Source organism: Paludisphaera soli, assembly GCF_011064595.1.
GTDB lineage: Bacteria > Planctomycetota > Planctomycetia > Isosphaerales > Isosphaeraceae > Paludisphaera > Paludisphaera soli.
The window spans coordinates 131,831-158,206 of sequence record NZ_JAALJI010000009.1 but is presented as its reverse complement, the minus strand read 5'-3'; the positions used below and the strand labels follow the sequence as shown (position 1 = coordinate 158,206).

Annotated in this window: 21 protein-coding genes; 18 read left to right on the top strand and 3 right to left on the bottom strand. The window is 70.1% G+C overall.

All coding sequences use genetic code 11. The annotated features are described in order from the left end of the window. The first annotated feature begins 71 nt into the window (after window positions 1-71). The 6 genes from G6O68_RS14055 (at window position 72) to G6O68_RS14030 (ending at window position 8,439) form a co-directional block, all read left to right on the top strand. The gene (locus G6O68_RS14055) at window positions 72-374 is read left to right on the top strand and encodes a hypothetical protein (protein ID WP_165248786.1); all 303 of its coding nucleotides are present in this window, start codon (window positions 72-74) and stop codon (window positions 372-374) included. 33 nt (window positions 375-407) lie between these two features. After that, window positions 408-1,985, top strand: coding sequence for a hypothetical protein (locus tag G6O68_RS14050; RefSeq protein WP_165248784.1), 1,578 nt, complete (start codon window positions 408-410; stop codon window positions 1,983-1,985). Between the two features lie 390 nt (window positions 1,986-2,375). Continuing rightward, on the top strand, window positions 2,376-2,909 hold the full coding sequence (locus G6O68_RS14045) for a hypothetical protein (protein ID WP_165248782.1): 534 nt from the start codon (window positions 2,376-2,378) through the stop codon (window positions 2,907-2,909). Between the two features lie 126 nt (window positions 2,910-3,035). Next, complete coding sequence (locus G6O68_RS14040) at window positions 3,036-3,845, top strand: rhomboid family intramembrane serine protease (RefSeq protein ID WP_165248780.1); 810 nt, start codon at window positions 3,036-3,038, stop codon at window positions 3,843-3,845. 172 nt (window positions 3,846-4,017) lie between these two features. After that, complete coding sequence (gene asnB, locus G6O68_RS14035) at window positions 4,018-6,027, top strand: asparagine synthase (glutamine-hydrolyzing) (protein ID WP_165248778.1); 2,010 nt, start codon at window positions 4,018-4,020, stop codon at window positions 6,025-6,027. 825 nt (window positions 6,028-6,852) lie between these two features. After that, window positions 6,853-8,439 carry a GMC oxidoreductase gene (locus G6O68_RS14030; protein WP_165248776.1) on the top strand — a complete coding sequence of 529 codons (1,587 nt, stop codon included), beginning with the start codon at window positions 6,853-6,855 and terminating at the stop codon, window positions 8,437-8,439. Between the two features lie 713 nt (window positions 8,440-9,152). Here the strand turns inward: G6O68_RS14030 and G6O68_RS14025 are convergent. After that, entirely contained in the window at window positions 9,153-9,830 is a 678-nt protein-coding gene (locus tag G6O68_RS14025) for a hypothetical protein (RefSeq protein ID WP_165248774.1), read from the bottom strand. A gap of 178 nt (window positions 9,831-10,008) precedes the next feature. On the opposite strand from G6O68_RS14025, the gene G6O68_RS14020 reads away from it, so the two are divergent. Next, window positions 10,009-11,079 carry a fatty acid desaturase family protein gene (locus G6O68_RS14020; RefSeq protein WP_165248771.1) on the top strand — a complete coding sequence of 357 codons (1,071 nt, stop codon included), beginning with the start codon at window positions 10,009-10,011 and terminating at the stop codon, window positions 11,077-11,079. A gap of 55 nt (window positions 11,080-11,134) precedes the next feature. On the opposite strand, the gene G6O68_RS14015 is transcribed toward G6O68_RS14020, so the two are convergent. Together G6O68_RS14015 and G6O68_RS14010 are read right to left on the bottom strand one after the other, a co-directional pair. Continuing rightward, window positions 11,135-12,523 carry a PhoPQ-activated pathogenicity-related family protein gene (locus G6O68_RS14015; protein WP_240911177.1) on the bottom strand — a complete coding sequence of 463 codons (1,389 nt, stop codon included), beginning with the start codon at window positions 12,521-12,523 and terminating at the stop codon, window positions 11,135-11,137. 203 nt (window positions 12,524-12,726) lie between these two features. Beyond that, the gene (locus G6O68_RS14010) at window positions 12,727-14,469 is read right to left on the bottom strand and encodes a rhomboid family protein (protein WP_165248767.1); all 1,743 of its coding nucleotides are present in this window, start codon (window positions 14,467-14,469) and stop codon (window positions 12,727-12,729) included. A gap of 138 nt (window positions 14,470-14,607) precedes the next feature. On the opposite strand from G6O68_RS14010, the gene G6O68_RS14005 reads away from it, so the two are divergent. The 11 genes from G6O68_RS14005 (at window position 14,608) to G6O68_RS32800 (ending at window position 26,188) form a co-directional block, all read left to right on the top strand. After that, on the top strand, window positions 14,608-15,393 hold the full coding sequence (locus G6O68_RS14005; protein WP_165248765.1) for an MlaE family ABC transporter permease: 786 nt from the start codon (window positions 14,608-14,610) through the stop codon (window positions 15,391-15,393). Window positions 15,394-15,521: 128 nt separating this feature from the next. Beyond that, window positions 15,522-15,971 (top strand): hypothetical protein, encoded by a 450-nt coding sequence (locus tag G6O68_RS14000; RefSeq protein WP_165248763.1) that lies wholly within the window; start codon window positions 15,522-15,524, stop codon window positions 15,969-15,971. Window positions 15,972-16,146: 175 nt separating this feature from the next. Continuing rightward, window positions 16,147-17,349, top strand: coding sequence for an L-2-hydroxyglutarate oxidase (lhgO, locus tag G6O68_RS13995; RefSeq protein ID WP_165248761.1), 1,203 nt, complete (start codon window positions 16,147-16,149; stop codon window positions 17,347-17,349). 85 nt (window positions 17,350-17,434) lie between these two features. After that, window positions 17,435-18,484 (top strand): D-2-hydroxyacid dehydrogenase, encoded by a 1,050-nt coding sequence (locus G6O68_RS13990; protein WP_165248760.1) that lies wholly within the window; start codon window positions 17,435-17,437, stop codon window positions 18,482-18,484. A gap of 40 nt (window positions 18,485-18,524) precedes the next feature. Beyond that, window positions 18,525-19,829 (top strand): lactate racemase domain-containing protein, encoded by a 1,305-nt coding sequence (locus G6O68_RS13985; RefSeq protein WP_165248758.1) that lies wholly within the window; start codon window positions 18,525-18,527, stop codon window positions 19,827-19,829. Further along, window positions 19,826-20,659, top strand: a complete 834-nt coding sequence (locus G6O68_RS13980) for an HAD family hydrolase (RefSeq protein WP_165248756.1) — start codon at window positions 19,826-19,828, stop codon at window positions 20,657-20,659. Before G6O68_RS13985 ends, G6O68_RS13980 begins: the two co-directional genes overlap by 4 nt. A 200-nt stretch (window positions 20,660-20,859) precedes the next feature. Then, on the top strand, window positions 20,860-21,957 hold the full coding sequence (locus G6O68_RS13975; protein WP_165248754.1) for a DUF1559 family PulG-like putative transporter: 1,098 nt from the start codon (window positions 20,860-20,862) through the stop codon (window positions 21,955-21,957). Between the two features lie 96 nt (window positions 21,958-22,053). Next, window positions 22,054-22,485: a hypothetical protein gene (locus tag G6O68_RS13970; RefSeq protein ID WP_165248752.1), complete on the top strand. Its 432-nt coding sequence runs from the start codon at window positions 22,054-22,056 to the stop codon at window positions 22,483-22,485. A gap of 68 nt (window positions 22,486-22,553) precedes the next feature. Beyond that, window positions 22,554-23,654, top strand: coding sequence for a DUF1559 family PulG-like putative transporter (locus tag G6O68_RS13965; RefSeq protein ID WP_165248750.1), 1,101 nt, complete (start codon window positions 22,554-22,556; stop codon window positions 23,652-23,654). A 23-nt stretch (window positions 23,655-23,677) separates the two neighbouring features. Then, window positions 23,678-24,472 (top strand): endonuclease/exonuclease/phosphatase family protein, encoded by a 795-nt coding sequence (locus G6O68_RS13960; RefSeq protein WP_165248748.1) that lies wholly within the window; start codon window positions 23,678-23,680, stop codon window positions 24,470-24,472. Between the two features lie 237 nt (window positions 24,473-24,709). Next, entirely contained in the window at window positions 24,710-26,188 is a 1,479-nt protein-coding gene (locus G6O68_RS32800) for a hypothetical protein (protein ID WP_240911176.1), read from the top strand. The last annotated feature ends 188 nt before the right edge of the window (window positions 26,189-26,376 follow it).

The following is a 26,376-nucleotide window of genomic DNA, read 5'->3' as shown; positions in this document are numbered from 1 at the left end:
GACCGATTTGCAATCGGCGGAGCCCTGTGGGAAAATGCGCCCGTCGGTGCGATTCGACCAGGAGGTTCGCCATGCCCCAGAACACCCGAGACGCCCTCCAGATCCTCGACCGCGACTTCCTGGAGATCCGCGCCAAGATCCTTGAAGTCGCCGCCGGGCTCGACCGGATCGATCGGGCCCCCGCCCGCCACGGCGAGCACCCCGACCCCCGACTCGGCCACATCCGCCAGGCCCTGGACGCCCTCCGCGAGCCCGGCCCCGATCGCGCCGAGACCATCCAGCTCATCTTCTCGCTCGAATACGACGCCCACTGGCGCGAGAAGACGGGCGTCGACCTGGGACGGACGACCGCCGCCGAGACCACGGCCCGCTGAGCGACCTTCCGAGCCCCTCACTCCGAGGCCCCGATGACGATCGCGAAGGAACGCCCTCGCCCCTGGCCCCGCCTCGCGCCCGCGAGGTCCGCCGTGCGGGCCTGCCTCGGATTGCTGCTGGCCTCGCCGCTCGCCGTCGCCGAGGACGCCGCGCCGAAGCCCTCCGCCTCGGCCGTCCGACTCCTCGGCGCCGAGGAGGTCGCCTTCCAGCCGGGGGCCGCGCCGAGGAGCGTCAAGCTCGACCGCTCGCCGGGACGGTCCGACTTCGCCGTCGGCCTGTCGTTCCGGGCGGACGACTCGGACGTCCGGGATCTCGGCGACCTGCTGAGCTTCTGGGACGCGAAGGGCCGACGGGGATTCACCCTGGGCCTGCGCGACAATACCGGCGTCACGACCAGCCACGCCAACCGGCGTCAGCTCCAGTTCGGCATCGACTCCGGGACCGAGCCGACCTGGCGGGCCGAGGGCCGGCCGGGGCAGGCGATGCTGGGATTCGCCCTGGCCGTGCACGAAGGCCGGCTCTACGTCGGCACGTGCGAGCCGGACCTCCCCCATCGAGGGCAAGTCTACCGCTACGACGGGCCCGGCCGGTGGGAGCCCATGGGCGCGCCCGACGCTTCGAATTCCGTGACGGCCATGGCCGTGCACGAAGGCCGCCTTTACGTCGCAACCGGGAAGTACCGGACGGCCGGCTCGGCGCTCGCCGAGTCGGACAACCCCGAGCGCGGGGGCCGAGTCTTCCGGTTCGCCGGGCCCGGGGCCTGGGAGCCGGCCGGCGACCTGGACCCGACCCCCGCCGTCGCCGGGCTGGTGTCGTTCGGCGGGCGGCTCTACGCCTCGTCGCTGTACCAGCCCGCCGGTTTCTTCCGCTACGAGGGGGGCGAGCTCTGGACCTCGATCCCCACGCCGGGCGGCCGCCGCGTCCAGCCCCTGGCCGTCTTCGACGGGGCCCTCTACGCCGGCAGCTACGACGGCGCGTCCGTCGCCCGCTTCGACGGCGAGGCCTGGACCGACCTGGGGCCCGTGGCCGACGACGTCACCCAGACCTACGCGTTCGCCGTCTATGAGGACAAGCTCCACGTCGCCGGCTGGCCCACGGGCAAGGTCTACCGGCTGGACCCGGACGGACGATGGGCCGACGCCGGCCGGCTGGGGTCCGAGACCGAGGTGATGGGGATGCTCGTCCACAACGGCGTCTTCTACGCCGGCACCCTCCCCGGCGCGGAGGTCTACCGCTACGAAGGCGACGCCTCCTGGTCGCTCCTCAAGCAGGTCGACGCCACGCCGGACGTGAAGTACCGGCGCGCCTGGACCATGGCCACCTTCCAGGGCCGGCTGTTCGTCACCACGCTCCCCTCCGGCGAGGTCTGGTCGATGTCCGCCGGGCGGCTCGTCACCCACGATCACGAGGTCTCTCCCGGCTGGCACGACGTCGTCGCCCAGCGAGCCTCCGACAGGCTCCGCCTCTTCCTCGACGGCCGCCTGGTCGCCCAGGCCGAGGACGCCGACCTCGACCTGAGCGCCGAGGCCCGCGACCTGAAGATCGGCGACGGCCCCCGCGGTCGGTTCGTCGGCTCGATGAAGGACGCCTGGTTCGAAGCCACGCCCTGAGGCGGGACGTCCGCCGATCTGCGCAGATCGGACGATCGGAGACCGCCGCGACGCGAGGATTCCGGCCCGGCCCGCGACGCGCCGCCACGGGGACGACCCCGGCGTAGCATCGGGCCCCGGCCGACGCCCTCGATCAAGCCCTGGACGAAGATGCGGCCGGCTGGATCGGGCCTCGGAGCAGGCTGCTAGACCGGGGTGAACCGGGGTCGCGCGAGATTCTCAGGATTTTGCCTTCCCCGGATCGCGGACCCGGCGCATTGTTTGCTGTAGGGCGATCGGCTGGCATCGTCCTCTCCGCACGCACTCATCGCTCACGAAAGGCCGGACGCTTCCGGATCCAGACGCGTCGATCAACGAGGGCACGGACGACCCCGATCGGAGAAATCACGCATGATTTCCGAATCGCACCCCCTCCACCGCCTGTTCCGCGGGCTGACCGAATCCACCTTCATGACCGAACTCGGCGTGGGGGACCCCTCCCTCGTCGGCTACGTGTCGAACCTCCTCGCCTCGTTCGCGCCGACCCAGGCCATCGGTCGGATCCGCGACCGGCAGGGCCGCCCGCTGTTCGAGGTCGCGCGGATCCTGGCCGAGGCCGAGTCGGCCGAGGACGAGGAACGCCGTTGCGAGTGCCATCGCCACGTCGGCGACTTCACCCTTTTCTGGACCGGGCTCTACCCCGACGCGGTCAAGCGCCTCGCTGCCGACTCGGCCGACGGCCTGCTCGACTACCAGCAGCAAGGGAAACGCTCGTACTACCTGGCCAGCACCCTGGCCGGCAGCCAGGACGAGCGGCCGGTCCTGCGTCGGCTCAGCGAGCACTTCGAGCTTTGCGCCTTCGGCCTCTCCCGGGTCCGCCAGGAACTCGACAAGCTGGAGGTCGAGGGAGCGTCTCGACCCGACGGCCGGGCCATCTGGGCCTGATCGCCTCGGCGATCGAACGGGCTTCCAAGCCGGGGCGGGGTACGTCAGAATAACGACGCTCCCCGCCCCCGCCGCGCCTCCCGTCCGGCGCGAGCCCGACGCCCTCCCCCGGACGCGAGCCCCCTCATGGTCCTCCCCCTCGGCGACCTCCACCGCACCCGGATCACGCCGGTCGTCACCTACGCCATCATCGCGCTCAACGTCGTGATGTACCTGGTCCAGTTCAACCGGGGCGACGAGTTCACGATGGCCCTGGCGGCGACGCCCTACGAGATCACCCACCTGGACGACCTGGAAGGGCCGACCCTCCGGCGCAACGCGCAGGTCGACGCCGACCGCGGGGCGTTCGACGGGATCGTCCGGGTGGACGCGCGCGACGTCGTCCCCCACGCCCCCAGCCCGATCCCGATCTGGCTGACCCTCTTCACCTCGATGTTCCTGCACGGCAGCCCGATGCACCTGATCGGGAACATGCTCTACCTCTGGATCGTCGGCGACAACGTCGAGGAGGTGCTGGGGGGCGTTCGCTACCTGATCGTCTACCTCGCCTGCGGCCTGATGGGCTCGCTCGCGCAGATCGCCGCCGCGCCGGATTCGATCATCCCGACGCTGGGCGCTTCGGGGGCGATCGCCGGGATCATGGGGGCCTACGTCGTCTGGTTCCCGCACCATCAGATCCGGGTGCTGGTCTTCCGGTTCATCACCGTGCTTCCGGCCGTGGTGGTCATCGGCGGCTGGATCGCGCTGCAGGTCTGGCTCGGCGTCCAGGGGATCGGCGAGATGGGCGAGTCCGGCGGCGTGGCCTACCTGGCGCACGCGGGCGGGGCGATCACCGGGATCGTCGTCGCCTTCCTTTTCTACGATCGCGCCCAGCAGGTCAAGGCGATGGACGCCTACGGCCAGGGCTGGCAGACCTCGCCGCCGGGGGCCTACTGACGGATCCAACCGGCCCCGCCCCGCCTCCCATCCTCGGGAGGCCATTCCCGCCGGAGTCCGCCCCGGTTCGCCCGGCATGGTATAGTTGGAAGTCGGGCGGTCGGGGCAAACCTTGACGCCCGGCTCGCCGGGTCCGTCGGAAGACGCAACGAGCCCAGGAGATTCAGCAACCATGTGCGGCATCGCGGGGGCCTTGGATTTACGGGATCGGCGCGAATTTCCGGCGGCTCGCCTCCTGGCGATGACCAGTGCCATTGCGCACCGCGGGCCGGAAGACGAGCAGATCCACATCGAGCCCGGCGTCGCCCTCGGTGCGCGTCGCCTGGCGATCGTCGACCTGGAGGGAGGGCGGCAGCCCCTCTGCAACGAGGACGGGACCGTCTGGGTCGCCCAGAACGGCGAGGTCTTCGAATATCCCGAGTTCCAGAAGGAACTTCTGGCGAACGGGCATACGCTCTCGACGCGCTGCGACACCGAACTCTGGGTCCACTTCTACGAAGAACTGGGCCGGGGCATGTTCGACAAGGCCCGCGGCCAGTACGCCGTCTCGCTCTGGGATCGCAAGGAGCGGACGCTCCTTCTGGGCCGGGACCGCGTGGGCATCTGCCCGCTTTATTACGCCGAAGTCGACGGCTGGCTCCTCTGGGGCTCCGAGATCAAGGCGATCCTCGCCTCGGGGATGATCGACGCTCGCGCCGACCGGCGGGGGATCGACGTCTTCTTCAACACCTTCTGCGCCAGCACCACCCGGACTTTCTTCGAGGGGATCAAGATCCTCCCGCCCGGGCACTTCCTCTCCGTCCGCGACGGCCGGATCGAGACCGTCAAGTACTGGGACCTGGACTTCCCCGACGCCGGCGACGAGCGCCGGATGAAGGACCCGACGCCCCTGATCGACGAGTTGGAGCACCTGATGCGTCAGGCCGTCGAGCGTCGGTTGCGCGGCGACGTGCCGGTCGTCAGCTACATCAGCGGCGGGCTGGACTCGACCGTCGTGCTCGGCCTCAGCTCCCGCCAGCGCGGCTACGCGGTCCCCTCGTTCACCATCGGCCTCAATAAGGCCGGGCCGGACGAGCGGTCGCAGGCCGTCGAGTCGGCCGATGCGCTCGGCTCGAAGCTGACGATGGTGACGATGGACCGCACCGACATCATCAACGCCTATCCCGAGCTGATCCGCGCGGCCGAGGGGCCGGTGATGGACTCCTCGGCGGCCTGCCTGATGCAGCTCGCCAAGGCGGTCCACGCCCAGGGCTACAAGGTCGCCCTCACCGGCGAAGGGGCCGACGAGGCCCTCGCCGGCTACCCCTGGTTCAAGAGCCAGCAGGTCCGAAACGTCATGCGGCGGGTCGCCGGCAACTGGCTTCCGGCCGGGATCCGCAACGTCATCGTCGGCTCGATGAAGGGGAACCCCGCCCACCTGCCGCCGCGCATGGGCTTCCAGGGGACCCGCCCGGCGCAGCAGGACGTGTACGACCTGATGGCCCAGTCGCGCAGCTTCCTCTACTCCGGGGAGATGTGGGACGGCGTCGAGGACTTCTCGGCCTACGACGACCTGCACATCGACCACGAGCGGTTCACGAAGTGGGCCCCGCTCAACCAGTCGCTCTACGTCGGCTACAAGGTGATGCTGGCCGGTCTGCTGCTGCACGGCAAGGGCGACCGGGTGGCGATGAACTCGTCGGTCGAGGCCCGCTACCCGCTGCTCGACGAGGACGTGGTCGCCTTCTGCGCCTCGATCGCCCCGGAGTACAAGCTCAAGGGGCTGACCGACAAGTGGATCCTCCGGCAGGTCGCCGCCCGGACGCTCCCCAAGAAGATCGCCAACCGCCCCAAGACCATGTTCCGAGCCAGCCGGTCCGAAGCCTTCTTCGACTCGGGCCGTCCCGCCTGGGTGGACCAGCTCCTCAGCCCGGAGTCGCTCCGCAAGACGGGGTACTTCGACGCGGAAGGCGTGGCCCGCGAGGTCGCCGCCCACGGCCGGTTCCCGAAGTTCGCCCCCAAGCGGATTATCATGGACCTGAGCCTGACCTGCGTGGCGGCCACCCAGCTCTGGCACCACACCTACCTCGGCGGCGGCCTCTGCGACCTGCCGACCTGGACCCCGTCGCGGTCGGGCGTCGGCAACCCGCCGAGCGGCCTCGACCTCTCGAACCTCAACGGGGCCCTCGCCGGCCGCGTCTGAGCCGACTCCGACCCCATCACGCGCAAACGCCCAGAGGCCGCCCCGCCGTCTCCATCAGGAGCGACGCGGCGGCCTCTTGCTCATGGTCCATCGTCCGACTTCGATTGCCGACCGTCCGACGCGCCCGCCCCGTTCAGCACACCTCCCCAGTGTCTGTGGGATCTCCCCTCGAATCTTGCAACGCCTCGACGGCCGATCGTCGAGGTGATCGCCGGTCTCCAGCGATGCTGCGGACAGGCGGGATGAATCCGCGATGGGACTTTAAGCGCGATTTCGCTGCCGAGACGTTCTTCGAACGCCTCAAATCCACCGATTCATCGGCAAAATCGCAGGATGCCACCTTCTCGACATCCATTCGGTAGTGACTTCGTGTGCGCGGATATGTGATCATAGCGCCGAAGATTGGCCGGTTCGGCATGAAATCTCAGTCAGCGTCAAGGGTTCAGGGGTCGCACTAAAGTCAGTGTCTCCAAGGTCCGCCTCCGGTGAGCATGGCAGCCATCCAGCGTCCTCTCCTGGGGGCGCTCAGGGGCGAACCCGGCCTCGCCGGTAGGGTGCGAGGTCGCCGGAGGTCGTCCAGGTCGACGTCGGACCATGTCGACGGCCGTCGACGACGGTGCAGGAACCGCCCAAGAATTCGACGGACCCGGAGGAATGATGGCTCGCGAGCCTCGCAGGACCGGTTGAGCCTGGCGATACCATGAAGGCCTTGTCTGCGCGGGGACGAGCCGCTCGGGCGGGCGAGACGGCGGATCGGGCGCGCGGCTTCCCGTCTGAGCCGCGTCCGTCTCGACCTCCGTCCCTGATCATCTAGGGAGATGCTCCATGTTGTTTGACGCCCGTTCGGTGCCGGACGGAACCGAGATCGAGACCGACGTCTGCATCATAGGCGGGGGGGCCGCGGGCATCACGGTGGCCCGCGAGTTCATCGATTCCGGGTTCCGCGCGGTGTTGCTGGAGAGCGGAGGCTCCAAGCCGGATCGGCCCACGCAGGACCTCTACGACGGCCGCATCGTCGGGCGTCCTTACGAACGCTTCCCGGACTCGCGTTTTCGCTATTTCGGCGGCACCACCAACCGCTGGGGCCGGGTCTGGTGCGACCTGCCCACCCCGCTGGATTTCGAGGAGCGCGAGGGCGTCCCGTACACCGGCTGGCCGTTCCCGATCGCCGAGCTCGACCCGTGGTATCGTCGGGCGCAAGGCGTCCTCAGGTTCGGCCCGTCGGGTTACGAGCTCCCCGAGTGGGGTATCACGCCGGGCTGTATACCCGAGCCGTTCGGCGGGCCGCATTTCGTCTGCCGGGTCCTCCAGCAAGCCCCGGCCACGCGGTTCGGCCGCGAGTACAAGCCCGAGCTGCAACGGGCCCGAAATCTCAGCGTCTACCTCCACGCCAACGCCCTGCGTTTCGACGCCGGCGAGGGAAGCCCGGAGGTGCGACGACTCCGCGTCGGCGTCCTCCCCGACGGCCGCTTCTCGGTTCGAGCCCGCGTCTTCGTCCTGGCGTCGGGCGGAATCGAGAATGCGCGGCTCCTGTTGCTCTCCGAGAACGAGGCCGGCGTCGCCCTGGGGAACGACCGCGGGCTCGTCGGCCGGTACTTCCAGCTGCATCTGGAGTACACGGGCGGCGAGATCGACCTGAAGGTCCCCGCCTCCCGGCTGAAATTCCAGACGGGCGAACAGGGGGCGATCTTCAGGAGGGTCGGCGCCTCCCGACGTTTCGTTTCTTACATCCTGCTCTCCGACGAGACCAGGCGACGACTCAAACTGGCGAATCTGAGGGTGCGTTTCCAGTATCCCAGGCCCCCCGAGATAGACGCCCTGACGCGGCTCGTCCATCGAAACGGCGGCGGCGCCGGCATGCTGAAGAATCTGGGATCCGTGGTCAGGGGGCTCCCCGGCGTCGCGACCTACGGCGCGCGCCGGGTGATCTACGGCCGGAACAAGCCGACGGCGTCCCTGCGATCCGTCACCCTGAATTGCACGTCCGAGCAGTTGCCGAACCCGGAAAGCCGCGTCGGACTCGGCGAAGACCTCGACGCGTTCGGCCTGCGGAAGATCGTGGTCGATTGGCGGCTGTCGGAGGAGGACAGGCGCGGCATGACCGTCGCGAGCCGGCTGCTCGGCGAGGAGTTGGACCGCTCCGGATTCGGACGGCTCCGGTCGACCGTGCCCGACGACGACGCGCAGTGGCCGCGAGATCTGCGCGGGGATCAGCACCACATGGGGACGACTCGCATGCACCGCGACCCGAGCCTGGGAGTCGTCGACGAGAACTGCCGCGTGCACGGCGTCCCGAACCTGTACGTGGCGGGCTGCTCGGTCTTCCCGACCAGCGGCACCTTCAATTCGGCCTTGACGATCGTGGCGCTCGCCTTGCGGCTCGCGGACCAGATCAAGAAGCGGCATCGATGAGCCGCGACGAGAGGGGCAGGTTCCTGCCGAGGGCCTCCCCCCCCACGCCCGCCCCGACCCGGCCCCCGACGCCCGATCGGCAGGGCCGTTCCGCGTCCTGATCGTCGCCGTGGACGCCTCGATGTGTCACGGGGGCGAGTGCAGCCTCCCCATCCAGTGGTTCCTGGCGTTGCGGAAGGAGGGGGTCGACGTGCGGCTGCTCGTCCACGGCCGCAATCAGCCCAAGCTCGATGTCTCAATCCGCGGCGATGGCACTGCTGGTGCAACACGTAGTGGAAGCGGATGCAGAAGAAGGCCGGCGCCTCGCCGCTGGAGATGCTCAGGGGCGAGGACCTTCGCACCTGCCTGGCCTTCCATGCCGGGGGGACCGCCAAGGGATGGCTCGCCGCGCCGGGCGCCGCCGCCCTGCTCGAGCAGCTGGCCTGCGCGCCGTGCGGCGGCCCGCCCGGGATGCGGGCGTCCTCCCCTTCAAGCGGTTCACGCCGGAGAAGTACCGGTGGCTGCGGAGGCGGGCGAAGCTGCTTCAATCCTGTGAGGAAATGGGCCCGCGTGTTCTGCCGAGGGATGCCTAGACGAACCTCGGCCGCCTCGTCGGATAACCCATCGAGCGGCCGCGGTCCCGAGCCCGACGCCGGACCAACTCGACGCGACGCAAGGGCGGAGGTTGCGGGCGAGGTCCGCGCGGCCCGACTCGCGGACCTCGCCCGATCGGGTCAACGACGCGGCAGCGGATGGGCGCGACGGACGCCGGCGGCGAGGCCGAAGAGCGCCAGGCACCAGGAGACCCCGTAGATGGCGTAGGCGTAGGGGTCGAACTGGGCCATCAGCATCCCCGTGGCCCACATCTGGACGGCCGGGATGAAGAAGAGGGGCGTGAACAGCCAGGCCATCGAGGCGAACAGGAACGTGCTCAGCGTCCCCCAGACGGCCTTGAACCAAGGGTTCTCGATGCCGACCAGCGAGTTCAGCGAGACGACGTTGAACGACAGGATCAGGAAGGTCGTCCAGAGCTTGGCCACCAGGTTCACGGCCGGGGACCGCCGGATCCAGTGCCGCCCCGCCAGGAGCCGCATCGTCGCGAAGACGGCCACCAGCTCCACGAACCAGATCGCCAGGTACCGCAGGTCGCGCCGCGAGACCGGCTCCGCCAGGACCTGGCAGACGATGAAGGCCGCGAGGTGCACCACGCCCACGGCCGCCAGCGCGCGGGGCCAGCGCGGGTCGTCCATCGTCCGGCCCATGTCGGCCCGAAGCGCGGCGCGCCAGCCGTCGAGGGCCGCCGAGGCGTCCTCGTCGGGGGCCCACCTTGGACTTTCCAACACGTCTTCCTCGACCTTCAGACCCGCCGATGCCATGCGCGTGTAAGCCTTCCGCCGAGACAGCACGGCCATGTTCCCCACCCCTTTCGTCAACCTTGACCCGACCTGGCGACGCCGCCCGCCTTCCCTGGTGATCGAATTCAACTCTAGCCGATCGCATGGTAAAATGAGGTGGATGCGGGAAATAAACCGCTTTCGGTTGTGCTCGTCGGATCGGATGAAACATCTGGAAAAAGGTGCTGGGACATCCATGGCGCATGCGACGACGATCGAGGACGAAGCGGCGACGGACTGGAGCTGGGATCGGACGCACCGGGCGCTCGTCCCCCTGCTCCGGGCCGACAACCACACGAACATCGTCTACCTGCTGGGCGAGTACGTCGGGCTCCTCGGCTCGCTGGCGGCCGGGGTGATCGTGTACCGTGCGTGGGCGTCCGGCGGGCTGTCGAACGTCGCTTTCGCGGCGCTGGCGGCCTTGGTCGTGTTCGCCGTGGCGGTGTTCCAGCATCGGCTCTCGGGCCTGGCGCATGAGGGCTCGCACTACGCCCTGTTTCGGAACCGGCTGGCGAACGAACTGGCGTCGGACCTGCTCTGCATGTTCCCGCTGATGTCGATGACCCAGAGGTTTCGGGTCACCCACCTGGGGCATCACCAGTTCCTCAACGACCCCGAGCGCGACCCCGACGTCGCGCGGCTGCACTTCGACGGCGACCGCTACCCGTTCCCGATGCCCCGAGCCCGCTTCTGGTATCGGTACGTGGTGCTCTCGGCCTGGTTGCCCACGCTCGTGAAGTACCTCTTCGGGCAGGCGAAGAACGCCAACGTCACGACCGGGCTGAAGGAGCTGAAGGCCCCGTATCGCTTCAAGGTGGGCCGTTGCCTGCGGGGGACCTACTGGCTGCCGATCCTGGCCCTGGTCCACATCACGGGGTCCTGGCCGATCTTCTTCCTGTTCTGGGTGCTGCCGCTGCTGACGGTCTACCCGTTCCTGATGCAGCTCCGGGAGATCGCGCACCACAGCAACGCGCCGGCGGAGGGGGAGTTCACGCACTCGCGGAACTTCCACTGCAACCCGCTGTTCAACTTCTGCGTCTTCCCGTACGGCCAGGATTATCACCTGACCCACCACGTCTTCGGCCTGATGCCGCACTACAACCTGGCGGAGGCGCACCGGATCCTGGAGCGTTACCCGCCCTATCGCGAGCAGGCCGTCTCGTGCCACGGCTACTTCTTCCGGCGGTTCGGCAAGACCGGGCCGACGGTCCTCGAAGTGCTGGCCGAGCGTCGGGGGTCGGACGGGCCGATCCCGGCCCGCGGCTGAGGCTCGATCGGGTCGAGGGCCGCGGGCCGGGACGTGAGGGGCCGGGCGGGACGGCTCAGCGGTCGGCGCCCGCCCCGACGGGGACGGCGGCGGGCTTGGCGTCCTTCTTGGCCTTGGCGTCGAGGCCGGGCTCGAAGAAGGTCGTGGTCAGGTGGTACGACAGTCCGTCCAGCTCGTACTCCAGGTCGGCGTAGACCGCGCGGTGGCCGTCCTCGGGCGCGGTGACGATCGCGGAGACCAGAGCGCCGGGCTCCAGGGGCTTGGGGGCCCACTTGGCCTCGCGGAAGTCGCGGGTCTGGGAATCGGCGGACCAGATCCGGGCCGACTTCGGCGGCGGGTCCGAGTTGACCTTGAGCGAGAACTGGCCCTTGCCGCCGTCCTCGAAGTTCCAGTCGACCTTCGGCATCGTCCGGCCGGTGACGCTGCTGCGGAAGAAGGCGGCGAGGCCGTTGAAGACCCACGAGCGGTCGCCGTCCAGGCCGTGGCCGGCGTTGGGCAGGGCCATGAGGTACTTGGGACCGCTCAGGCCGTCCCAGTAGAGGTCGATGGCGTTGAGCGTCCAGTAGCGGTCGTTGGCGCCGTTGAGCAGGAACTTCGGCTTGTCGACCAGGCGGTCGCGGTAGGTGTAGGGGTCGACCATCTGCCAGAGCTGGGTGCCGGGGCCGGTCTTGACCTTCTCCATCAGGCCGCGCTTGACGTAGTCGTCGATCTGCTCGGAGTAGAAGCCCCAGACGTCCAGCTGGTTCGGCCCCTGCTCGCCGATGTTGAGCATGACGATGACCATCGGGGCGATGGCGATCACGCGGTCGTCGACCGCGCCGGAGAGCCAGGTCGTCCAGCCCCGCTTCGAGGCCCCGGTGACGACGAATTTCTTGACGTCGAGCTGGCGCTCCTGCTTGGCCCACGCCTGCACGGCGTCCATGGCCCGAACGGCGCTCTTGGCCATGGGGAACAGCAAGGGCCAGCTCTCGTCCTTGGTCTCCAGGTAGCGGATGAAGGTCTCGGCGATCAGCTCGTCTTCCTTCTTGCCGTCCAGGAGCGGCTGGTTGGGGACCTGGCTCAGCAGGGCGACCCGGCCGCCGGAGAGGTTGGCCAGCGTCAGGGCCAGCTTCTCCATGTCCGGGCCCGGCTTGTTGCCGGTGCTGCCGCCGGTGATGAACAGGAGGACGGAGTCGTCGTAGGTCGTCTTCGGGCCCTCGTAGATCCGCAGGCTGTGGGTCCAGGTGATCCCCTGCCAGACCTGCGAGGTCAACTCCAGGACCGAGACCTTGCCCCCTTCGAGGTCCTGGGTCTCCACCTGCTTCCAGGCGAAGGCGGGGTCGGCCTTCTTGACGTATTCGTCGAGGTCCGCGCGGACGGTGGGCGGGGCGGACGCGAACGCCAGCCCCGCGGCGATCGCCAGCAGCGAAGCGACGGGGGAACCGCGATGGGAGATGAACCGCACCGATGACGCTCCTGGGAGAAAGGACGGGCCCCCCGAGCGGGGGCGCCTTGGTGACGTGCGTCGGCCGACGAAGCGTCCGGCCGACCGCGACCGACGTCGGGACACCGGCGTCCCGGGACGGTCGCGGCCGGGCGATCGTAGCACGATCTTCTGGATGCAGGCAATCCGCCCGCGCCCGTTCGTCGCGGCTGGATGGGGATTCGTCAGGGCCGCTCGGCCTCGGCCGGCGCCTGCTCGCGGAGGCGCTCGGAGAGCCGGCCCGCCAGGCGCATCGACTCCGCGAACCGGGGGGCGAAGCCGTCGGGGCCGTCCAGCCATGCGGGATCGCGCGTCTCCTCGAATCGGCCGGCGGCGGCGACGGCCGCGAGCTGCTCGCGCAGAGCGTCGCCCAGCAGGTCGGCCGTCGCTTTCAACTCCGGGTCGGCCGGGCGGACCCGATCCAGCTCGGCCAGGCCGTCGCGCCCCCGTCGGCCCAGCCGCTCCACGACGGCGCGGAGCTGGGCCTTCGCCGCCGCGTCCTCCCCCCTGTCGATCGTCTCGGCGACCTCGCCCATCCCGTTCGCCACCTCGACGAAGCTGTCGTACGCCGGCTCGACCTGGAGGGCGAAGTCGCCGAACCGATCGCGGGCGTCGAGCGTGCCGGCCCGCCACCGGACGACCCCCGCGCCGACGCCGACCACCACCGCCGCGACCGCCGCCGCCAGCGCGGCCGAGCGGGCCAGGCCCCACGCAGACCTCCTCGGGGGCCATGCGGGCGCGAGCACAAGCCCGGCCAGGAATCCGGTCGCCAGCCCCCCCATGTGGGCCGCCTGGTCGATCGCCGGCACGATCGCCCCGAACAGGGTGTTGAAGACGACCATCCCCAGCACGCTCGACCTCAAGGGGACCAGGACCGACGACGGGACCGACCGCCGCCGGACCAGCAGGAACGCCAGCAAGGCGCCGACGATCCCGAAGATCGCCCCGGACGCCCCCACACTCACCCGCGCCGGCGGCGTCGCCATGCTGGCGATCGCCCCCCCCACCCCCGCCGCCAGGTAGATCGCCGCGTACCCCAGGTTGCCGTAGAGCCGCTCGACCAGCGGGCCGAGGTTGAGCAGGCACCACATGTTCACCGCCAGGTGGATCAGCCCGCCGTGGAGGAAGACGCTGGCCGGCAGCCGCCACCACTCCCCCCCCAGCGCGACCCGGACGGCGTTGTTGGCGCCCCAGGCGAGCAGGTCGCCGTTCGACGGCTCCATCGCGTTCACGCCGGTCGCCAGCATCGCCAGGAAGACCCCCACGCAGGCGGCGACGAGCGTCGGCGTGACGAAGGCCGAGCGGGTGCCGGCCAGCAGGTCGGCCTGGAACACGGCGATGTCGGCCCCGTGCGTCCGGAGCCGACGATCCGCCTCCAGGACGTGCGGCAAGGCCGCCTCGATCTTCCGGGCCAGCTCGCCCTCCACCGCCGGCGCGACGCCCGCGCGGGCGGCCGCGCCGAGCTGTCGGAGCGTCTCGGCCAGCGCCCGCCCCAGGTCGAGCGAGCCCGTCGAGGCCCGGACGATCCGTCCGCCCCCCAGGTCCAGCTCGACGCCCCCGCCCGTCGCCGGCCTCGCGACCGGGTCGTCGGGGAGCAGGACGTACTCGACGACCGACCCACGGATCGACGGCCCCCCCTTCCCCACCGGGGCGGAATCCGGCCGGTCGTCGGTCCGCTCGAACCAGAAGAGGCGGCGGTTGGTGAGGACGATCGGGCACGGCACGCCGCCGATCTCGTGGTCGATCGCGCCGACCAGGAACTCCGACGGCTCCAGGGGCAGCTTCGCCCGGAGCGCCACCCCCAGGTCCCGCGAGGCGAGCCGGGGCGACAGGTGTGCGTGGGGAAACGGGCCGAGCCGGGCGCAGGCGGAGAGGACGAACACGTTCCAGGGGTGCGCCGCGTCGAGGGGCCTGGCGTCGTCGGTCATCGCGGTCTCGAGATCCTTCGTGCGTGGATCGCCGTCGATCCACGGCGAGGAAGCGGGTCGGAGCCGTCCTGCATTGTGAGTATCCTGGAAGCCTGCGTAAAGCCGGGTCGGGCGAGCGGGAAGGGGACGGGCCGAGGCATGGCGACCATCATCACCGAGCCGATCGGCCGCGCGGGCCGGTTCCTGGCCTTCGCGGCGCGGACGCTTCTCGCGCTCCCGGCCGCGCCGTTCCGTCGGGGCGGCGAGGTCGTCCGGCTGTTCGAACAGGTCGCGGTCGGCGGCCTGCCGATCGTGCTGGGGGCCGGCCTGAGCGTCGGCCTGGTGACCTGGTTCCAGACCCACCGGCTGCTGGCGGCCCACGGCGCCGAGGCCGCCCTGCCGAGCTTCCTCGCGGTGGCCGTGGTGGTGGAACTGGGCCCGCTGCTGGCCGGCGTGCTGGCCGCGGGGCGCATCGGCGCGGGGCTCGCGGCCGAGATGGGGGTGATGACGCTGAACGAGGAGATCGACGCCCGGATCGTCCTGGGCGCCGACCCGATCGCCGGCCTGGTCGCCCCCCGGGTCGCCGCCTGCATCCTGGCCGTGCCGCTCCTGACCGTGCTGGTCGACGCCTCGGCCCTCGTCGGCGCCCTCGCCGCCGAGGGCCTGGCGGGGAAGCTCTCGCCCCAGCTCTTCTGGCGGCAGTCGCTCGTCTTCCTGCGGCTCTCCGACGTGATCCCGGCGACCCTCAAGACCGCCGCGTTCGGCCTCGCGGTCGGCCTGGTCGGCTGCTGGGTGGGCCTGAACGCGGAACGCTCCGCCGAAGAAGTGGGCCGCGCCGCGACCCGGGGCGTGGTCTGGACGACCCTCGCCGTCTTCGCCGCCAACGTCGGCCTCGTCGCGCTGATCCCCTGGGCGACGGGCCTGCTGGGGCTGTCGGGTTATTGAGGGGCCTCGGGATTCTCGCCGTTTCGGCCGACCCGGTCGGATTGCGTGCGTTAAAATGGAAGCGGAAGGGTCGGGCCCTCGCGGGTCGACCGTCGCTCGACGCACCTCCTAAGTGGAAGACCCGCACCATGCGACGCCTCGCCATGCTGGCCTCGGCCGCCGTGCTCTCGATGACGCCCCTGACTCGCGCGCAGGCCGTGCCGGGCGGGCCGGCGGTCCCCTCGTACCGGGTGAGCGACTACTTCGCGGCTCCGGGGCTCTACGGCACGAGCTACGGCTACAACAGCTACGGCGTGCCCCGGACCTACACGTCGTTCTCGGCCCATCCGTGGTCCGCGTACTACGGCAGCAACCTGCCGCCGACCGGTTACATGCCGGGCCGATACGGCATCGGGCTCTGGCGGCCGGGCTTCGTCGCGCCGGGGTACGTCTATGGGGCGCCGGGGAACGGGAACTCCTACCGAACCTTCCCGGTCACGGCCGGGACCGGCCTGACGCCGGACCAGATCGCCCCGCCGCCGCCGATCGGCGTCTACGCGCCGGCGCTCGGCCCCGGCGTCGGCCTCTACGGCGAGTGAGCCCCCTCCGCCCCTGCGCCGACCGGGAGGCCTTGTGCGGGGGGCGGCGGTCTAGGATGATGATTAGCCGCGGCCCGGCCCGGGCGGGGAGGCCCCTGGCCTCGTTCCCCCGGGCGGCGATCCGGCCGTCGCGCGAGAGCGACCGCGCGGTGCATCCCGAAGACCGAGGAAGACGTTGATAGCAACCGATGTGGCGATCGTCGGTGGGGGGATCGTCGGCCTGGCGACCGCCTACCAGCTCACCCGCACCCTGCCCAAGAGCCGCGTGGTCGTGCTGGAGAAGGAGCCGGAAGTCGGCTGCCACCAGACCGGCCACAACTCCGGCGTGCTCCATTCCGGCATCTACTACAAGCCGGGCTCCCTCAAGGCGACCAACTGCCGCGAGGGCAAGAAGTTGATGGAGCAATTCTGCGCCGACGAGGGGATCGCCTACGAGATCTGCGGCAAGGTCATCGTCGCGATCGACGAGTCCGACCTCCCCGCCCTGGAGCGGATCTACGAGCGCGGGCAGGCCAACGGCGTCGCCTGCGAGGTGATCGACAAGGCCCGGCTCGCCGAGCTGGAGCCCCACGCCGCCGGCATCCGGGCCATCCACGTCCCTGAGGCCGGCATCGTCGACTATAAGGCCGTCTGCCGCCGCATGGCCGAGCGCATCGTCGAGGCCGGCGGCCAGGTCCTCACCGACGCCCGCGTCTCGAGCATCGTCCGGTCGAAGGCGAAGGCCGTCCTCATGACGGCCGACGGCCGCGAGGTCGTGACGGAGCAGATCGTCAACTGTGCGGGGCTCCAGTGCGACCGGGTCACGGCCCTCGGCGGCCAGAAGCCCGAGGCCAAGATCATCCCGTTCCGCGGCGAGTATTTCGAGCTGAAGCACGAGGCCGAGCACCTCTGCAAGAACCTCATCTACCCCGTCCCCGACCCGGCCTTCCCATTCCTCGGCGTCCACTTCACCCGAATGATCGAGGGGGGCGTGGAATGCGGCCCCAACGCCGTGCTGGCCATGGGGCGCGAGGCCTACCGCAAGACCGACTTCAACCTGCCCGACGTCATGGAGATCATGGGCTACTCCGGCTTCCGCAAGCTGGCGTTCAAGTACTGGAAGACCGGCCTGGGCGAGATGTGGAGGTCGGCCAGCAAGGCCGCGTTCGTCAAGGCGCTCTCGCGGCTCGTCCCCGAGATCCGCGCCGAGCACCTGGAGCCCGCCCCGGCCGGCATCCGCGCACAGGCCGTCCTGCCCGACGGCTCGATGGTCGACGACTTCCTGATCCAGGAGGCCGACCACGTCATCAACGTCAACAACGCCCCCTCGCCGGCCGCGACCGCCTCGCTGAACATCGGCAAGACGATCGTCGAACGGCTCGTCCCCCGGCTGACCTGACCCCCCCCGCCCCGCGCGAACGGGCGGCGACCCCCGCGACGTGACCCCGAAGCGACCCCCAAAGCCCGCCCCCGGAGCCCACGCCATGAACCGCCGCTCGTTCCTCGCCGCCGCTTCCGCCACGTCCGCCGCCCTGACCGCCGCGACCGGAGCCACGGCCGCGGCCGCCGGGGCCGACGGCCCCCTCAAGGTGATCGTCCCCCGGATGAAGCCCGAGGAGCTTTCGGACCTCCAGGCCGCTGCGCCGGGCCTCGAACTGGTCGTCTGCGGGAGCGAGGACGAGGCCGTCGCCCGCGCGGCCGAAGCCCAGGGGCTCTACGGCCTCATCACGCCCCGCGTGATCCAGGCCGGGGCGAAGTCGCTGCGATGGGCCCAGAACGCCAGCGCGGGGGTCGAGCACCTGATGAACATCCCCGAGCTGGTCGACGGGCCGATCGTCCTGACCAACATGCAGCGGGCCTACGCCCCCGAGATCGCCGACCAGGCCCTCGCCTACCTGCTGGCCTTCACCCGCGACATCCCCCACTTCCTCCAGAGCAACGCCGAGAAGAGCTGGGGGAGCCGCCGCAAGGGCGTCGTGCTCGACGAACTGGCCGGCAAGACGATGCTGGTGATCGGGATGGGCGGGATCGGCTCCGAGATCGCCCGCCGGGCCTACGGCTTCGGCGTCCGCGTGGTCGCCACCGATCCCAAGGTCTGGGAGCGCCCGCTGTTCGTCGACGAACTCTACAAGCCCGACAAGCTCCACGACCTGCTGCCGAAGGCCGACGTCGTCGCCAGCGCCGTGCCGCTGACGAAGGCCTCGACCCGGATGATCGGGGCGAAGGAGTTCGGTCTGATGAAGCCCGGCGCGATCCTGATCAACGTCTCGCGCGGCAAGGTCGTCGACACCGAAGCCCTGGTCGCCGCGCTCGACTCGGGCCAGGTCTCGGCCGCGGGGCTCGACGTGACCGACCCCGAGCCCCTGCCCGACAACCACCCGCTCTGGTCGCGCAACGTCATCATCACCCCCCACACCGCCGGCCAGTCCCCCGGCGGCGAGCGCCGGCGTCACGAGATCCTCCGCGAGAACCTCCGCCGGTTCGCCGCCGGCGAGGCGCTGTTGAACGTGGTCGACAAGCAGGCCGGCTACTGACCGACCGAAACGGATCGTCCCTCCCACAGGCCTCCGCACCATGAACCTGCCACCGCTCGCCCGCGTCCGCCAGAACATCGCCCAGCCTCGCGTCGAGGACGCGCCGGGGACGGTCCGCCGCCTGATCCTGGAGAGCAAGCTCCGCGACCGCGTGCCGGCCGGCGGGACGGTCGCGGTGGGCGTCGGCAGCCGGGGGATCAAGAACATCGCCGCGATGGCCCGGGCGACCGTCGACGCCCTCAAGGAGATGGGCTACCGGCCGTTCATCGTCGCCGCGATGGGGAGCCACGGCGGCGCGACCCCGGAAGGCCAGGCCGAGCTGCTCGCCGGCTACGACGTCACGCCCGAGGCGATGGGCGTCCCGGTCAAGACCGACATGGACACCGTCGTCCTCGGCACCAACCCCGTCGGCCTGCCGATCTACTTCGACAGGAACGCCCACGGGGCCGACGGCATCGTCCTCCTCAACCGCGTGAAGCCCCACTCCGACTTCCGCGCGACCCACGAGTCGGGCATCCTCAAGATGCTGACGATCGGCCTGGGCAAGCGCGACGGCGCGACCCAGGTCCACAAGCTGGGCCTCCGGGGGCTGAAGGAAGTCCTCCCCGCCGTCGGCCGGTTCCTCGTCGCCAACACCAAATTCGCCCTCGGCCTGGCGATCCTGGAGAACGCCCGCGACGAGACCGCCGAGATCGTCCCGCTCGACCCCGACAATCTCTTCGAAGTCGAGCCCGGCCTGGTTGAGAAGGCCCGCGACCTGATGGGCCGGATCCCGTTCGACCAGATCGACCTGCTGGTGGTCGGCGAGCTGGGCAAAAACTACTCCGGCGCCGGCATGGACCCGAACGTCATCGGCCGGCTGATGGTCGAGACCCAGCACGACTTCGACCGCCCGGTGGTCACTCGACTGGTGGTCCTGGACGTCTCCGAGGAGAGCCACGGCAACATCGTCGGCGTGGGCTTCGCCGACCTGACGACCGAGCGGCTGGTGTCGCAGCTCGACGAGGAGGCCTTCCGGATCAACGTCCTGACCTCCTGCTGCCTGGAACGGGCGCGGATCCCGATCACCCTGGCGACCGACCGCGAGGTGATCGAGAAGGGCCTGGAGACCTGCTGGCGGATCGACCCGGCCGAGGCCCGGATCGTCGTCATCCCGAACACGCTGGAGACCGACGAACTCTGGATCTCCCGGCCCCTGGAGGCCGAGGTTCGGGCGAACCCGGCCCTCTCGCTGGAGACCGACTTCCTCCCCATGCCGATCGACGCCGACGGCCGGCTCGACCAGGTCGGCCTGTTCCCGCACAGCGTGCAGGGGCGGCGGGCGTCGCGGGGCTCGCACGCATGAGCCGGCCCCGCTATCGGATGCTGGCGCTCGACGTGGACGGCACCCTGCTCGACCGCTCGGGCGTGCTCCTGCCCAGCACCAGGGCCGCCGTGGAGCGCGCCGCGGCGGCCGGCATCCGGCCGATCCTCTGCACGGGCCGCCGCTACCGTCGGGCCTGGCCGATCGCCGCCGAGCTGGGGATCGACGCGCCGATCGTCTGCAACTCCGGCGCGATCGTGAAAGAGCCCTCGGACGACCGGACGCTCTGGCGCGCCGACCTCGACGCCGACCTCGCCACGTCGTTGCTCGGCCTCTTCGGCGATCGCGGCCACGACGTCGTGGCGTTCAACGACCGCCCCCACGACGAGCCCGACTTCCGGGTCTCGCGCTACCCCACCGGCGAGCGCTGGTTCGACGACTACGTCGGCCAGAACCTGTCCCACGCCGAGGTCGCCGGCGACTGGGCCTCGGGGCCCTTCTTCCACGTCTGCGCCGTCGGCGCTCGCGAGGCGATGCTGGCGCTCCAGGCCGTCGTCCTGGACGCCCACGGCGATCGCGTCCGGACCTTCGTCCAGAAGAGCCCGCGCTACGTCGGGACGATGTGCGAAGTCATCCGCCGCGATGCCGGCAAGTGGTCCGCCGTGCTCCACGTCGCCGAGCAGTGGGGCGTCGCCCCCGAGGAGATCTGCGCGGTGGGGGACGACGTGAACGACCTCCCCATGATCGAGGGGGCCGGCCTGGGCGTCGCCATGGGCCACGCGCCGGCGGAGGTCCTCGCCGCCGCCGACCTCGTGGTCCCCGACCATGACAACGACGGCGTCGCCCACCTCATCGACGTCCGCCTCCTCTGATCCGAGCCGTCGCGGGCACTCCTAATTATTTCATCAAACCCTCATCATTTCACGCTTGAAATGAGGGAAGCGTGGAGGTTAGACTTCGGCCGCGACGAGCCCAGCCCTCGCCGCGCCGGGCGAAGCCGCCCGACGCCCCGGAGGGTCCCCGCCTCATCCCAACCCGCTTCATCCCCCCCGATCGTTGGAGGACGCCGTCGATGTCCCGGATCAAGCGCCGCGGTTTCACGCTCATCGAGCTTCTCGTGGTGATCGCGATCATCGCGGTCCTGATCGCCCTGCTCCTGCCCGCCGTGCAGTCGGCCCGCGAGGCCGCCCGCCGGGCGCAGTGCACGAACAACCTGAAGCAGCTCGGCCTGGCCGCGCACAACTTCGAGTCGACCAACGGCCACTTCCCGCCGGGCTTCGGCCGCACGCCGACGATCGCCGTGCCGCTGTACCCCAGGCCGACGCCCCTGGTGACGATGCTCGGCTACCTGGAGGGGGGGAACCTGTTCAACACCTACAACTTCGAGCACAACCTCAACGGCATCTTCAACCAGACGGTCAACAACCCGAACTACACGGCGGGCTCGCAGCTGATCTCGGCGTACATCTGCCCGTCCGACCCCAACAGCGTCAAGTTCGCCGGCTTCATCGGCTACAACAACTACTTCGGCTCGATCGGCGGCACCGCCTGCCCCGAGCTGGGCGCCGCCCCCGCCGGCTACGCGGCGAACAAGACCGAGGTCGACACGAACCAGGCGGGCGTCTTCAACGTCCGGCTCGACTACGGGGCCCCCGCCCAGCTCAACGGCGTGAACAACCCGGACTACCAGAAGGTGACGTCCCCCACCACGATCGCCTCGATCTCCGACGGCACCAGCAACACGTCGATGTTCTCGGAGACCCTCCGCTCGACCTCGGTCGCCAACGCCGTGGCCGAGGTCCCCGTGAACAGCTACCTGAACGTCTGGGGCGTGCCGGCGGCCTCGTTCACCACCAGCGTGATCCCCCCGGTCGCGACCTGCACGGCCGGCGCCCGGCTGCGCTATCGCGGCCAGCAGTACTACCGCGGGATCGCCCCCATGGCCTTTTTCTCGCACACCCAGACGCCGAACCCGAAGACCTTCGACTGCGCCAACAGCAGCGACTACATCTGCGCCCACATCGCCGCGCGGAGTGCCCACTCGGGCGGGGTGAACGTCTGCATGGCCGACGGCTCGGTCCGGTTCGTCAAGGACTCGATCAACCCGGCGTCGTGGCGGGCCCTCGGCACGCGGAGCGGCGGCGAGGTCGTCAGCGCCGACTCGTACTGATCCCGCCCCGGCCGCGAAAGGGAACCGAGCCCGCCGGTCCCGGCGCGACGACGCGAGGGCCCGGCGGTCCCTCTTTCTCCCGATGAGGATGGCACCATGACTCGCCGGATCCGATCCCTCGCCGCGTTGCTCGCTGCAGCCCTGCTCCTCGGCTGCGAAGGCGCCCCCAGCGGCCCCCCCACGGCCGACCTCTCCGAGGAGATGAACCTCGCCCAGGTCGGCGAGATGCTCCGCGAATACCAGTTGAACAAGGGCAAGCCCCCGAAGACCCTGAAGGAGCTGCGCACCAGCCCCGGCTCGGCCCTCGGCGGGGTGGAGCTGGTGGCCTCCGGCGACGTCGTCGTCCTCTACGGCGTCCCCTTGCCCGACACCAAGGAAGAGCTCGGCGGCAGCCCCAACGAGGAGATCCTCGCCTACGGCAAGGAGGTCCCGACCAAGGGGGGCGCCGTGCTGCTCCTCAACCGGACCGTCAAGCGGATGACCGCCGACGAGTTCAAGGCCGCCCCTCAGGCCAAGCCCGGCTCCTGAACGATCGTTGAACCGGCGACCGAGGCGAGCTAGACTCGGGATCGCCTCGGCGAGGCGGGAGGTCGGCCGTGGAATCGAAGCCGTCGCGCGGGATCACGCTCCTCGAAGTCTTCGTCATCCTCAGCATCGTCGCGGTCCTTGTCGCGCTCTTGCTCCCGTCCGTGACCACGCGCTGCTACTCCTCGCGCATCCATTGCGTCCAAAACCTGAAGCAGCTGGCGCTGGCGGCCTACGTCTATGAATCGACCTGGGGATGCTTCCCGCCCGGATTCGGCCCGACGCCGATCCACGAGGTCGGGACTTACCCCAGGCCGTCGCCCCTGACGGCGCTCCTGCCCGAACTCGGGCGATGCGACGTCTACGACGCGTTCAACTTCGAGTTCGGCCTCCAGGGCGTCGCGGATCATCCGACGCAGGATCCGAACGGGACGGCGGCGGGCGCGACGATCTCGCAGTTCCTCTGCCCGACCGACCGGTGGAACGCCGGTCCGGCCGGCCTGGCGGGCTGCAACAACTACTTCGCCTCGATCGGCGCCACGGCCTGTCCCGAGCTGGGCCCGGCCCCTCCCCACTACCCGGCGAACAGGGTGGAAGTCGACCTCAGGTTGGCCGGGATCTTCAACGCGAGGCTCGACCACGCCGCGCCAACGGTCCTGCCCGACGGGTCTTACAATCCCGCGAATCTGCGCGTGGCCGGCGCGACGACCCTGGCCGACGTGGCGGACGGGACGGCCTCCACCGCCTTATTCTCGGAGACGCTGCGCTCGACGGCGAGTCGCGGAGAACCCGACGAACTCGCCGCCGACAGCCCGCTCAACGTCTTCGGCGTCCTGACGGCTTCCTTCACGACCTCCCGTCCGCCGCCGGTCGAGGTATGCCGGGGCGGACGCCGGATCGCCTACCGCGGCCAGCGCTACTATCGAGCGGCGTCTGCGACGTCGTTCTATTCGCACACCCTGCCGCCCAACGCCGCCGCGTTCGACTGCGCCAACGTCGACTCCGACTTCGTCTGCGGCCACGTCGCCGCTCGGAGCCTGCACCCGGGTGTCGTGAACGTCGCCTTCGCGGACGGCACGGTCCGCTCCGTCAAGAATTCCATCGCCCCGCCGATCTGGAGCGCGCTCGGAACCCGAGCGGGCGGGGAAGCCTTGCCGACCGAATCACCCTGACTCATGTCCCGGAGTTACGCCCGATGTCCCGCGTCCCGCTTCCGCTGCTCGCCGCCTGCCTCCTCGCCCTCGGTTCCGCCTCGGTCTTCGCCGACGAACCGACCCGACTGCGAATCCTCAGCTACAACATCCGCCACGGCGAGGGGATGGACGGCAAGCTCGACCTGGAGCGGATCGCGGGCGTCATCAAGTCGGCCGACCCCCACGTCGTCGCCTTGCAGGAGGTCGACAAGGGCTGCGAGCGGACGCAGAAGGTCGACGAGCCGGGCGAGCTGGCGCGGCTGACCGGGATGACGCCGATCTTCGAGGGGAACATCGTCTTCCAGGGGGGCGACTACGGCAACGCCGTGCTGACGCGGCTCCCGGTCACGGCCTGGCGGAACGTCCACGTCCCGTCCCACTACGTCGGCGAACAGCGCGGGGCGCTCGTGGTCGACCTGACCGCGCCGGACGCGAAGCACACTCCGATCCGCTTCATGGCCACCCACATCGACTACCGACCCGACGACGCCGAGCGGATGGACTCGGTCAAGAAGCTGGAGGAGGTCGCCCGCGAGCACCCGGACCTCCCCACCCTGCTCGTCGGAGACCTGAACTCCAAGCCCGACAGCCGTGTCATGGCGGCCTTCGGCGAGAACTGGACCCGGACCGACACCTCCCCCCTCCTCACGTTCCCCGCCGACAAGCCCGACCGCCAGATCGACTACGTCCTCGTCCGCCCCGCCCCGCGCTGGAAGGTCGTCGAATCCCGCGTCCTCGACGAGCCCGTCGCCTCCGACCACCGCCCGCTGCTGGTGGTCCTGGAGCTGGCGGACTGAGCGGGCCGCCGTACCGCGGAGTTCCGACGCCCGGATCGAGCACGCTCGAAACTCAAGGAACACCGCCCATATCGCCCGGCCCGATCGTCGGTCGGAAACGTTGCCCGGTGAAACCGACCGATCCTGGGCCGGGTATGCCAACGACACGAAACCGACGCGACCGACCTGTTGGCTGACGGACCGGCAGGGGTCACGGCCTCGGGACTTCAGCCAAATCCTCAGAAGAGGCATACCTTGATGCGACCCACGACCTTGCTCCTGCTCCTCGGACTGGTCGCGACCGCCTTCGGCAGGACTTCGGCGGCCGAGCCCAAGGTCGCCGAGTCTCCGGAGACCCGGTATCTGACCTTCCAGGTCATGACCGGCCTCCCCGGGTATGCGGGCCCCCCGCCGCCGCCCGGCCGATTCGCGCTGAGCAAGGCTCAACTGGAAGGGTTCGTCCGCGAGGTGGTCCAGGCGATCGGGGCCACGGGGGACGCGCGGCACAAATTGGGTTTCGCCGTCGGGCCCCTCTGTTTCGACATGCCGGATGACGAGACGCGCCAGTTCATTCGCGATTCGTTCGCGATCGCCCGGGAAAACGACGTGGCCGTCGCCTTCCACATCGACGATTCGATGGTTTGGGGGCATCGCAAGGATCTGCTGTCGAACCCCGACAACATCGAGACCGCGGACTGGACGCAACAGCCGAACCGCGGCCGGCGGGCGGACTGGGGGCCTGAGCCCACTCGATTCCCTCCGCAAATGTGTTTCAACAGCCCCGCCGTCGTGGCCGCGGTGAAGGCCCGCGCGGGGCTGATCGGTGCGGAAATCAAGCGGGAGTCGGCGGCGCTGGAATCCCAGGGGAGGGGGCACCTGCTCGCGGGCGTGATCGCCGGCTGGGAGACGCAGATCGGCCGCGATTTCGAGACGGGCCGCCCCCTGGGTTACCGAGCCCTCCTGCATCGCGGATTCAGCGAAAACCGCCCGCCCGGGGATGCTGACCTGGAACGAGTTCGGGTCGTCAAGGAATTCATGGAACTCTGGGCGGATTCGCTCCACAAGGGCGGGGCGCCCCGTCAGCGGATCTTCTGCCACATCGCGTTCACCGAGCAAGGGCTGCGCGAACCCGACGTCGAGGGGTCCTTCGCGGCGAAGGTCAACTTCGCGCCGCCGGAGGTGGCCTTCAGCCCCGCGTATCGTCCGGGGTTCTCCACCTACCCCGAGGGGGCGACCTTCAAGGAGATCTACGCCGCCCTGGAGAAGCACGACTCCCCCGGGTGGATCTCCGCCGAGGGGGTCAACGTCTCCCCGACGAGCATGCCCGGCGAGCCCACGATGGAGACCTACCTGGGGCGGATGTTCAACCACGGCGCGGTGATGGTGAACGTGTTCTCCTGGGGCATCGGCGGCGAGGCGATGCGCGACAACTTCTTCCGCCGGGCCACCGAGAACCCCGAGGCGCTCGCCGCCTACGCCAAGTTCCTGCGGCACGCCCCGCTGGTCGAGACGGCCCCGACCGGCTTCTCCAGCGAGGGTCTCCGGGCCAAGATGCGGCGCATCCAGGAGGAACTCCCGGGGTGGGTCCAGAAGTCGGGGAAGCACGCGCAGGCGATGCCACTGGCCGAGAAGCTCCAGGCGGCCCTCAAGGACAGGAGCTGGCTCGAAGCAGACAAGGCGGCCGACGATCTGCTGTCGCTGATGCAGGGCGAGGAGCCGGACAAGGCGAAGCCGTAGACATCCCTCGGATGGTCCCGCCTGCCGTGCGATCCTCGGACCTGGATCCTGACTGACATCGCCTTGACCTGGAGGCCGAGCGTCGGCGAGTCGCGACACTGCGATGAGGACGAGCCCGCCCTTTCATCAGGAAGGGCCAGCCGCCGGGAAAGGCGTGGCCCATCGGCCGGATACGAGGTAACATGGCG

Bases quoted from the DNA above. Each gene is read 5' to 3' on its own strand.
- G6O68_RS14055 (WP_165248786.1), top strand. From the start codon at position 72: ATGCCCCAGAACACCCGAGACGCCCTCCAGATCCTCGACCGCGACTTC.
- G6O68_RS14050 (WP_165248784.1), top strand. From the start codon at position 408: ATGACGATCGCGAAGGAACGCCCTCGCCCCTGGCCCCGCCTCGCGCCC.
- G6O68_RS14045 (WP_165248782.1), top strand. From the start codon at position 2,376: ATGATTTCCGAATCGCACCCCCTCCACCGCCTGTTCCGCGGGCTGACC.
- G6O68_RS14040 (WP_165248780.1), top strand. From the start codon at position 3,036: ATGGTCCTCCCCCTCGGCGACCTCCACCGCACCCGGATCACGCCGGTC.
- asnB (WP_165248778.1), top strand. From the start codon at position 4,018: ATGTGCGGCATCGCGGGGGCCTTGGATTTACGGGATCGGCGCGAATTT.
- G6O68_RS14030 (WP_165248776.1), top strand. From the start codon at position 6,853: ATGTTGTTTGACGCCCGTTCGGTGCCGGACGGAACCGAGATCGAGACC.
- G6O68_RS14025 (WP_165248774.1), bottom strand. From the start codon at position 9,830: ATGGCCGTGCTGTCTCGGCGGAAGGCTTACACGCGCATGGCATCGGCG.
- G6O68_RS14020 (WP_165248771.1), top strand. From the start codon at position 10,009: ATGGCGCATGCGACGACGATCGAGGACGAAGCGGCGACGGACTGGAGC.
- G6O68_RS14010 (WP_165248767.1), bottom strand. From the start codon at position 14,469: ATGACCGACGACGCCAGGCCCCTCGACGCGGCGCACCCCTGGAACGTG.
- G6O68_RS14005 (WP_165248765.1), top strand. From the start codon at position 14,608: ATGGCGACCATCATCACCGAGCCGATCGGCCGCGCGGGCCGGTTCCTG.
- G6O68_RS14000 (WP_165248763.1), top strand. From the start codon at position 15,522: ATGCGACGCCTCGCCATGCTGGCCTCGGCCGCCGTGCTCTCGATGACG.
- G6O68_RS13990 (WP_165248760.1), top strand. From the start codon at position 17,435: ATGAACCGCCGCTCGTTCCTCGCCGCCGCTTCCGCCACGTCCGCCGCC.
- G6O68_RS13985 (WP_165248758.1), top strand. From the start codon at position 18,525: ATGAACCTGCCACCGCTCGCCCGCGTCCGCCAGAACATCGCCCAGCCT.
- G6O68_RS13980 (WP_165248756.1), top strand. From the start codon at position 19,826: ATGAGCCGGCCCCGCTATCGGATGCTGGCGCTCGACGTGGACGGCACC.
- G6O68_RS13975 (WP_165248754.1), top strand. From the start codon at position 20,860: ATGTCCCGGATCAAGCGCCGCGGTTTCACGCTCATCGAGCTTCTCGTG.
- G6O68_RS13970 (WP_165248752.1), top strand. From the start codon at position 22,054: ATGACTCGCCGGATCCGATCCCTCGCCGCGTTGCTCGCTGCAGCCCTG.
- G6O68_RS13960 (WP_165248748.1), top strand. From the start codon at position 23,678: ATGTCCCGCGTCCCGCTTCCGCTGCTCGCCGCCTGCCTCCTCGCCCTC.
- G6O68_RS32800 (WP_240911176.1), top strand. From the start codon at position 24,710: ATGCGACCCACGACCTTGCTCCTGCTCCTCGGACTGGTCGCGACCGCC.